Below are 6,882 nucleotides of genomic sequence, written 5' to 3' on the forward strand. Positions count from 1 at the left end.
TACTCCGCGGTGTGCCCGATGACCAACTGCACCGCCCGGGCCTTGAACTGATCGTCGTACTTCTTCGGCATGATGCGCCTTACCTTCCCTCGAAAGAAGGTGTGCATCAAACCCGGGGTGGTTCAGGTTGAGGCGATGACGTCGCTGGGTAGGGTGATCTTCTTCGATCAGCCTGGCCGGTCGAGAGGATGGGTCGTTCCGCCGCCGGGTGCGTAGTCGACTGACGCCTCGAACCGTGAAACAGGTAGTCGACCACTCGTTACACACGCAGGCCAGGGGCCCAGACTCGCAGCATTGGTACCCAGCGGCCCAGGGGGACGACCCGTGACCATCGACGACATCACCGCCGAGAGCGTCTTCGACGCAGATCTGCCCACCATCGCCTACGAGCATGCCGGCAACCCGGCCGACGCACACCGCCTCATCGCGGCCGCCCGCGCACAGGGGCCCGTCGCGATGGGGCCGCACGGCCCCGAAGTGCTCAGCTACGACGCGGTGCGCACCGTGCTGCGTGACGACCGTTTCCGGATTCCCAAGGGTGTCGCCCTGGCAGTGCAGGGCGTCACCTCCGGCGAGCTGTGGGACATCGTCGTCACGGGGCTGCTGAGTCTCGACGGCGAGGAACACCACCGCCAGAGACGGCTGGTGGCAAAAGCATTCACGCCCAGGGCGGCCGGACGTCTGCGCAGCACCTGCACCGACGTCATCTCCGGGCTGGTCGGCCGCGTGGCGACCGAAGGACGCTGCGACGCGGTGGCCGACATCGCCAGGAACTACCCGATCCCGATCATCTGTGAACTGCTCGGCGCCCGCCGCGCGGACTGGAACCTGTTGTCGGCGTGGGCCGATGACATCTTCAAGGTGTTCGACTGGAATGTCGTGCAGGACGGTCCGGTGATCGTGCGGGCGTGGCGCGCGCTGGAGACCTACCTCGAGGACATGGTCGCCGACAGACGCGGTTCGCTGACCGACGACCTGCTGTCGGACATGATGCGCGCCGAGGTCGACGGCGACCGGCTGACCCATGCGGAACTGCTCACGCTGGCCGCGACACTGCTGATGGCCGGAACCGACACCACCCGCAATCAACTCGCCGCCGCGGTCGAGGTCTTCAGCGACCACCCGGAGCAGTGGGAACTGCTCGCGGCACATCCCGAGTTGGCACCGGCGGCGGTCGAGGAGGCGATGCGGTACTCCCCCGTCATCTACACCACGTTGCGTGTCGCGGTCGAGGACGTCGAACTGGCCGGATACACCGTGCCAGCAGGCACGCTGGTGCTCGCCAACACGGCGTCGGCCAACCGCGATGCGTCGGTCTACACCGACCCGGACCGTTTCGACATCACCCGCCGCGGTGCTCCGGCGATGTTGACGTTCGGCGGCGGCGTGCACTACTGCCTCGGCGCCCATCTGGCCCGCATCGAACTCGTCGAGGCGCTGACCACCATGGCGCGGCGTCTGCCGGCGATACGGCGCGACGGACCGTCGTCGTGGAAACCGCTCACCGGCATCAGTGGGCCCTCGTCGTTGCCGATCGCGTTCGGCTAGGGCTGCCGTCAGGCCTGCTCGAACGGCTCCAGCTGGTCGATCACCTGGCACAGCGTCTGCCGGTTACGCATATCAGCGGCACCGCCCGTCCTGCCGGATGAGGTCGGCGACCTTCTCCCCGATCATGATCGTCGCGGCGTTGGTGTTGACCGCGACCACCCGCGGCATGATCGACGCGTCCGCCACCCGCACGCACTCGAGGCCCTGCACCCGCAGGCGCGGATCGACCACGGCGTCGGATCCGGTGCCCATCGCGCAGCTTCCCACCGGGTGGTAGTAGGTGCCGGTGGCCCGGGAGACGAAATCCCGCAACGATTTCCGGTCGGCGATGTCCGGTCCGGGCAACACCTCACCGGCGTTCCAGGCCCGGAACGGCGCGCTGGCCACGATCTCGCGCGCCATGTCGATACCGTGCATGAGGCGGCGCGCGTCGGACTCGGCTCCGAGGTAGTTCGGGTCGATCAGCGGCGCGGTCTCCGGGTCCGGGCCGGCCAGCCGGATCGAACCCCGGGAATCGGGTACCGTGGCGACCGCCAAGGTGAAGCTGTTCGCGGGTGCCGACAGATGGGCCGGATGGAACGCCACGTGGATGAACATCATCTGCATGTCCGGGCCGTCGAACGACGGATCACTGCGCCACACCAGTGACGTCTCGGCCAGGTTCGTCCGCCCCGCCGGTACGGGCTGCGCCGCCTCACAGACGACACCGCACAACGGGTGATCGTGCAGATTGCGCCCGACCCCGGGCAGGTCGTGAACCACGGGGACCCCTGCCGCTTCCAGTTCTGCCGCCGGGCCCACCCCGGACAGCAGTAGCAATCGCGGTGAGTCCACAGCCCCCGCACTGACGATCACCTCGGTACCGGCACGGGCGGACAGGAGCCGGCCTTCGCGATGGAATTCGACTCCGACGCAACGTGATCGCTCGAACAGCAGCTTCCGGGCACGAGATCGGGTGCTGACCGTCAGGTTGGTCCTGGTGCGGCACACCGGGTGCAGGTACGCCGCGGCGGTACTCTGCCGGCTGCCCGCACGGATCGACAGATCGTGCCAGCCTGCGCCTTCGGCGTGCCGGCCGTTGAAATCGTCGGTCAGCGGGAACCCGGCAGCAGCGGCCCCCTGCAGGAACACCTCGGACAGCGGGTTCGCGTCGGCCGGCGCGGCGGGCGCCGGGAACATCGGACCGTCGGCCCCGCGGTAGTGCCCGTCCCGTTGCGCGACGGTCTCCATCCGCTTGAAGTACGGCAACACCGATTCGTAATCCCAGCCTTCACAACCGCTTTGGGCCCAGTAGTTGAAGTCGTTGGGGTGACCGCGCAGGTACACCATCGCGTTGATGCTGCTGCTGCCGCCGAGGGTGTGGCCTCTCGGCCAGTTGTGCCGCAGGCCGGCGGTGCCCTCCTGCGGGACCGTCTCGTAGGCGTAGTCGACGTCGGTTCCCCACAGCGTGGGCCACACCGGTGGAGTGGCGATGTCGGGCATGGTGTCCTCAGAACCGGACTCCAACAGCAGGACACGGGCGGCAGGGTCTTCGGACAACCGGGCGGCGAGGACGCACCCCGCCGATCCGGCGCCGATCACGATGTAGTCGTAGTGGTCCATGGATTTCCTTCCTCGGGTGAAACTTTGGATAGGTTGCAGATGGGGAGACACAGACAGGAGAACCATGCGGCAGGGACTGACGATCGGTGAGTTCGCCACGATCACGCGCCTGAGCGTGCGCACGCTGCGTCGCTACCACGAGGCCGGGTTGCTCGTGCCGGCGTGGGTGGACGACCACACGGGCTACCGCTACTACACCGCCGAGCAGATCCCGACCGCTCAGGTGATCCACCGGCTGCGCCAGCTCGACGTTCCGCTGGCCGAGGTCGGATCGATCCTGTCGGCCGACGATCCACGGCGACGCGCCGAGGTGATCTCGGGTCACCTCCGCAGACTGGAGGCCGAGCTGGACCGGACCCGGGCCGCCGTCGTGTCACTGCAGCGCCTGCTGCACCCGGAACCGGCCGACCTCCGGGTGGAGCTCCGCTCGGCGCCGGCCCGCACCGTCGCGGCAATCAGTGGCATTGTCGCGGAGAGCGATTCGTTGACCTGGTATGACACGGCGATGGCCGAACTGGATGCGGCCTTCGGACCGGACGAACACACCGGACCGCCGGGCGGCCGATACGACAACGCGCTGTTCACCCACGGGGCCGGCATGTTCACCGTGTTCCGCCAAGTCCGCAACCCCCGCGCATCGGGCCGGATCGAGGTCGTCGAACTGCCGCAGGCCGACCTCGCCGTCACCGTGCACGCCGGCCCGCACGACGACATCGACGTCACCTACGGCCGGCTCGGGTCCTGGGTGGTCACCCACGCGCTGGCGGTCGACGGCCCGATCCACGAGATCTATTCGGTGGGCCCACGTGACACCGCGGACCCCACCGAGTGGCGCACGGAAATCGGTTGGCCCGTCTTTCCTCTCGCGCCCGAACGCAACGTCAGGCCCTGACCGCACCGGTGATCTTCATCGCATTCTCCCCAGAAGTAGGCGGCCAAGCGTGCTTCGGCTATTCCCCTGCCGGGAAATCGGCTCCCCGCGAGAGCGGTTCGTTCTCCCTGAGTTCGGCCAGCGCACCGTCGAGGGCCGAGGCCACCGCGTCGAATCCGTCGCTTCCCAGGACCAGCCGCCGTGGCGGCGGGTCCTGCGCCATCGCGGCGATCACCGCTCGGGCGCCACGCCGGGGGTCACCGGGTTGCTTGCCGTCCGCGGTGACCATCGCGGCGCGAACCTCCGCCAGCATCGGCCGGTACTCCTCGATCGGCTCCCGAACAGGCTCGTCGGCGAAGCCCGAATAGGCACGGGTGCGGAACGCTCCCGGCTCCACCGCGAGCACCTTGATCCCCCATGGCGCCACCTCCTCGCGCAGTACCTCCGTCACCGCCTCGAGCGCGAATTTCGTTGCGCTGTAGTAACCGAAACCGACCGTGCCGACAAGGCCGGCCACTGACGACATGTTCACGACCCACCCGTACCGCCGGGCGCGCATGCCGGGCAGCACCGCGCGCAGCACGGACAACACGGAGAAGAAGTTGAGCTCGAACATGGCACGCATCCGGGACTCGTCCATGCCCTCGATCGAGCCGTACCAGCCGCGGCCGGCATTGTTGACCACGACATCGATGCCGCCGAAACGCTGCTCGGCTTCGCGCACCGCGCCCCGGACCTGATCTGCCTCCGTGACATCGACGGTCAGCACCAGCACGCGGTCCCCGTACCCGCGTGCCCAGGATTGCACCTCCGCGGGTCGGCGCACGGTCAACGCCACCCGGTCGCCGGCATCCAGGGCGGCCTCGGCGATCGCGATGCCGAAGCCCCCCGGCGTGCCCCCGGTGACGAACCAGGTCTTCACGGCTCGATCACCAGCCGGGTGATCAGCGCGTCGGCCACGGAGAAGCGGAAGTGCAGGTCGGCCACACCGCCGGGGAAGTCCCCTTCCAGGCGCTGCAGCACGTCGTACCGGCCGGGGCCCGTCCTGACGGCCCGGCGGAACTCCGTGGTGTAGGTGTATTCGCCGCCGGCACTGCTCAACCAGTCCGCGAGGGCTCGGCGGCCCGCATGGGTGTGCCCCTCGTCGGTGACGGCGGCGTCGTCGGCGAAGGCCGTCAGCGCGGCGACGGCATCACCGTTCCGGTGAGCGGTGAGGTACGCGGTGACCGCACCGGGCAGATCGTCCCAGGCGATCGTCGGGTCGGGGTGTGAATTCGTGGTCATGCCCTCACGGTGGTGTCTCCCCCTGGGGGAGAGTCAACAGCGAGATGCGCCGGCGATCGCTGTGCCGTGATAATGGCCGGTGTGGCATCGAAGGTTCTGTTTCTGATCAACGAACACATCGCGACCGAGGCGCTGCTGGGAGACGCGTTCGCCGATGCCGGATTCGACGTCGACACGTTCGACGTGGTGCCGGCCGACCGCGCCGACCATCCCGCTGGTGAGGTGAGCTTCCCCGACCCGGCCGGCTATGACGTGATCGTTCCGCTGGGTGCGAGCTGGCCGGTGTACGACGACGAGCTACGCCGGACCTGGGTCGGCACGGAAATGCAGATGCTGCGCGAGGCCGCGGATGACGGAATCGCTTTGCTCGGAGTGTGTTTCGGCGGCCAACTGCTGGCGCAGGCGTTCGGCGGATCCGTGGCACGCTCGCCGCGACCGGAGATCGGGTGGTACGACGTGCTCAGCGAGCGTCCCGAGGTGGTGCCCGGCGGGCCGTGGTTCCAATGGCACTTCGACCGGTGGACGCTGCCTCCCGGCGCCACCGAGATCGCACGCACCCCCAATGCGTCCCAGGCGTTCCTGCTGGGCCGCACCCTCGCGCTGCAGTTCCACCCCGAGATCGACGCCGACCTGCTCAAGATCTGGCTGGCTGCCGACCGGAGCGGCGAAGTCCTCGCAGCCGGGTTGAGTCACGACGAGTTGCTCGCTCACACAACCGATCTCGCCCAGGAGACGCGGGGCAGGATCCAGGCACTGGTACACGGCTTTCTCACTCACGTGGCGGATCGGCCCCGCCCGAGTTGATGGGCCAGCGCATCCCCGGCGTCGGGGTGACGGAACGGGTGGCCGGCCGCCAGCAGTTTCGACGGCAGCACGCGCTGGCCGGCTTCGGCCAACTCACGGGCGCCCTGGGCGCCCAGCAGGATCCGTGGTCCCAGCGCCGGCACCGGCAGCGCGGCGGGCCGGCGCAGCACCCGGGCCAGTTCCCGGGTGTAGTCGGCGTTGCGGACCGGTTCCGGGCCCACCGCGTTCACCGGCCCGCTGAAGTTCTCGTCGTAGAGCACCCTGTGATACACGTCGACGACGTCGTCGAGACCGATCCACGACAACCACTGCCGGCCGCTCCCCATCCGCCCGCCCAGCCCGGCCGCGAACAGCGGGCGTAACAGGCGCAACGTGCCGCCCGCGGACGCCTGCACGATGCCGGTCCGCACCGTGACCACCCGCAACCCCGCGTCGGAGGCCGGGGTGGTCGCCGCCTCCCAGTCGGCGACCACGTCGGCGAGGAAGCCCTCGCCGCGGCTGCTGTTCTCGGTCAGCGGCGTGTCACCGCGGTCGAGACCGTAGAACCCGATCGCCGAGGCGCTGATGAACGTGCGGGGCCCATCCGGCGCCGAGACGGCGGCCGCGGCCAGCAACCGGGTCGGCTCGACGCGGCTGTCACGGGCCGGGACCTGCGCCAGCTGATGAGCTGGATCCAGCAGCGCGACGTCGACTACACGGGCACCGCCGCGCGCGTCTGATGACTGTTATCGACCATCTCGCGGCGGCCTTGGAGGTGCCGGCGAAACCTCCCC

At 69.0% G+C, this 6,882-nt stretch carries 6 protein-coding genes and 1 pseudogene; 3 read left to right on the forward strand and 4 right to left on the reverse strand.

The features are described from left to right. Nucleotides 1-324: 324 nt before the first annotated feature. Nucleotides 325-1,548, forward strand: a complete 1,224-nt coding sequence (locus ASJ79_RS15450) for a cytochrome P450 (protein ID WP_067956634.1) — start codon at nt 325-327, stop codon at nt 1,546-1,548. A 72-nt stretch (nt 1,549-1,620) separates the two neighbouring features. Here ASJ79_RS15450 and ASJ79_RS15455 read toward each other — a convergent pair whose 3' ends face one another. Beyond that, nucleotides 1,621-3,150, reverse strand: a complete 1,530-nt coding sequence (locus ASJ79_RS15455; protein ID WP_067956636.1) for a GMC family oxidoreductase — start codon at nt 3,148-3,150, stop codon at nt 1,621-1,623. 64 nt (nt 3,151-3,214) lie between these two features. On the opposite strand from ASJ79_RS15455, the gene ASJ79_RS15460 reads away from it, so the two are divergent. Next, entirely contained in the window at nt 3,215-4,042 is an 828-nt protein-coding gene (locus tag ASJ79_RS15460) for a MerR family transcriptional regulator (protein WP_067956638.1), read from the forward strand. 58 nt (nt 4,043-4,100) lie between these two features. On the opposite strand, the gene ASJ79_RS15465 is transcribed toward ASJ79_RS15460, so the two are convergent. Together ASJ79_RS15465 and ASJ79_RS15470 are read right to left on the reverse strand one after the other, a co-directional pair. Further along, nucleotides 4,101-4,943, reverse strand: coding sequence for an SDR family NAD(P)-dependent oxidoreductase (locus ASJ79_RS15465; RefSeq protein WP_067956639.1), 843 nt, complete (start codon nt 4,941-4,943; stop codon nt 4,101-4,103). Beyond that, a complete protein-coding gene (locus tag ASJ79_RS15470; protein ID WP_067956641.1) occupies nt 4,940-5,305 on the reverse strand; it encodes a nuclear transport factor 2 family protein in 366 nt (121 codons plus the stop codon). Before ASJ79_RS15470 ends, ASJ79_RS15465 begins: the two co-directional genes overlap by 4 nt. 72 nt (nt 5,306-5,377) lie before the next feature. Between ASJ79_RS15470 and ASJ79_RS15475 the strand changes: the two genes are divergently transcribed. Further along, nucleotides 5,378-6,109: a type 1 glutamine amidotransferase gene (locus tag ASJ79_RS15475; RefSeq protein ID WP_067956642.1), complete on the forward strand. Its 732-nt coding sequence runs from the start codon at nt 5,378-5,380 to the stop codon at nt 6,107-6,109. On the opposite strand, the pseudogene ASJ79_RS15480 reads toward ASJ79_RS15475, so the two are convergent. Continuing rightward, nucleotides 6,079-6,750 (reverse strand): annotated as a pseudogene (locus ASJ79_RS15480) (TIGR01777 family oxidoreductase); the annotation flags it as partial. The gene ASJ79_RS15475 and the pseudogene ASJ79_RS15480 sit on opposite strands and share 31 nt — an antisense overlap. Nucleotides 6,751-6,882 lie beyond the last annotated feature (132 nt).

Origin of the sequence: Mycobacterium sp. NAZ190054 (assembly GCF_001545925.1) — a bacterium.
Classification (GTDB): domain Bacteria; phylum Actinomycetota; class Actinomycetes; order Mycobacteriales; family Mycobacteriaceae; genus Mycobacterium.

What these genes read in the sequence shown, in the direction of transcription:
- ASJ79_RS15455 (WP_067956636.1), bottom strand. Translation starts at nt 3,150, where the DNA reads ATGGACCACTACGACTACATCGTGATCGGCGCCGGATCGGCGGGGTGC.
- ASJ79_RS15460 (WP_067956638.1), top strand. Translation starts at nt 3,215, where the DNA reads ATGCGGCAGGGACTGACGATCGGTGAGTTCGCCACGATCACGCGCCTG.
- ASJ79_RS15470 (WP_067956641.1), bottom strand. Translation starts at nt 5,305, where the DNA reads ATGACCACGAATTCACACCCCGACCCGACGATCGCCTGGGACGATCTG.
- ASJ79_RS15475 (WP_067956642.1), top strand. Translation starts at nt 5,378, where the DNA reads ATGGCCGGTGTGGCATCGAAGGTTCTGTTTCTGATCAACGAACACATC.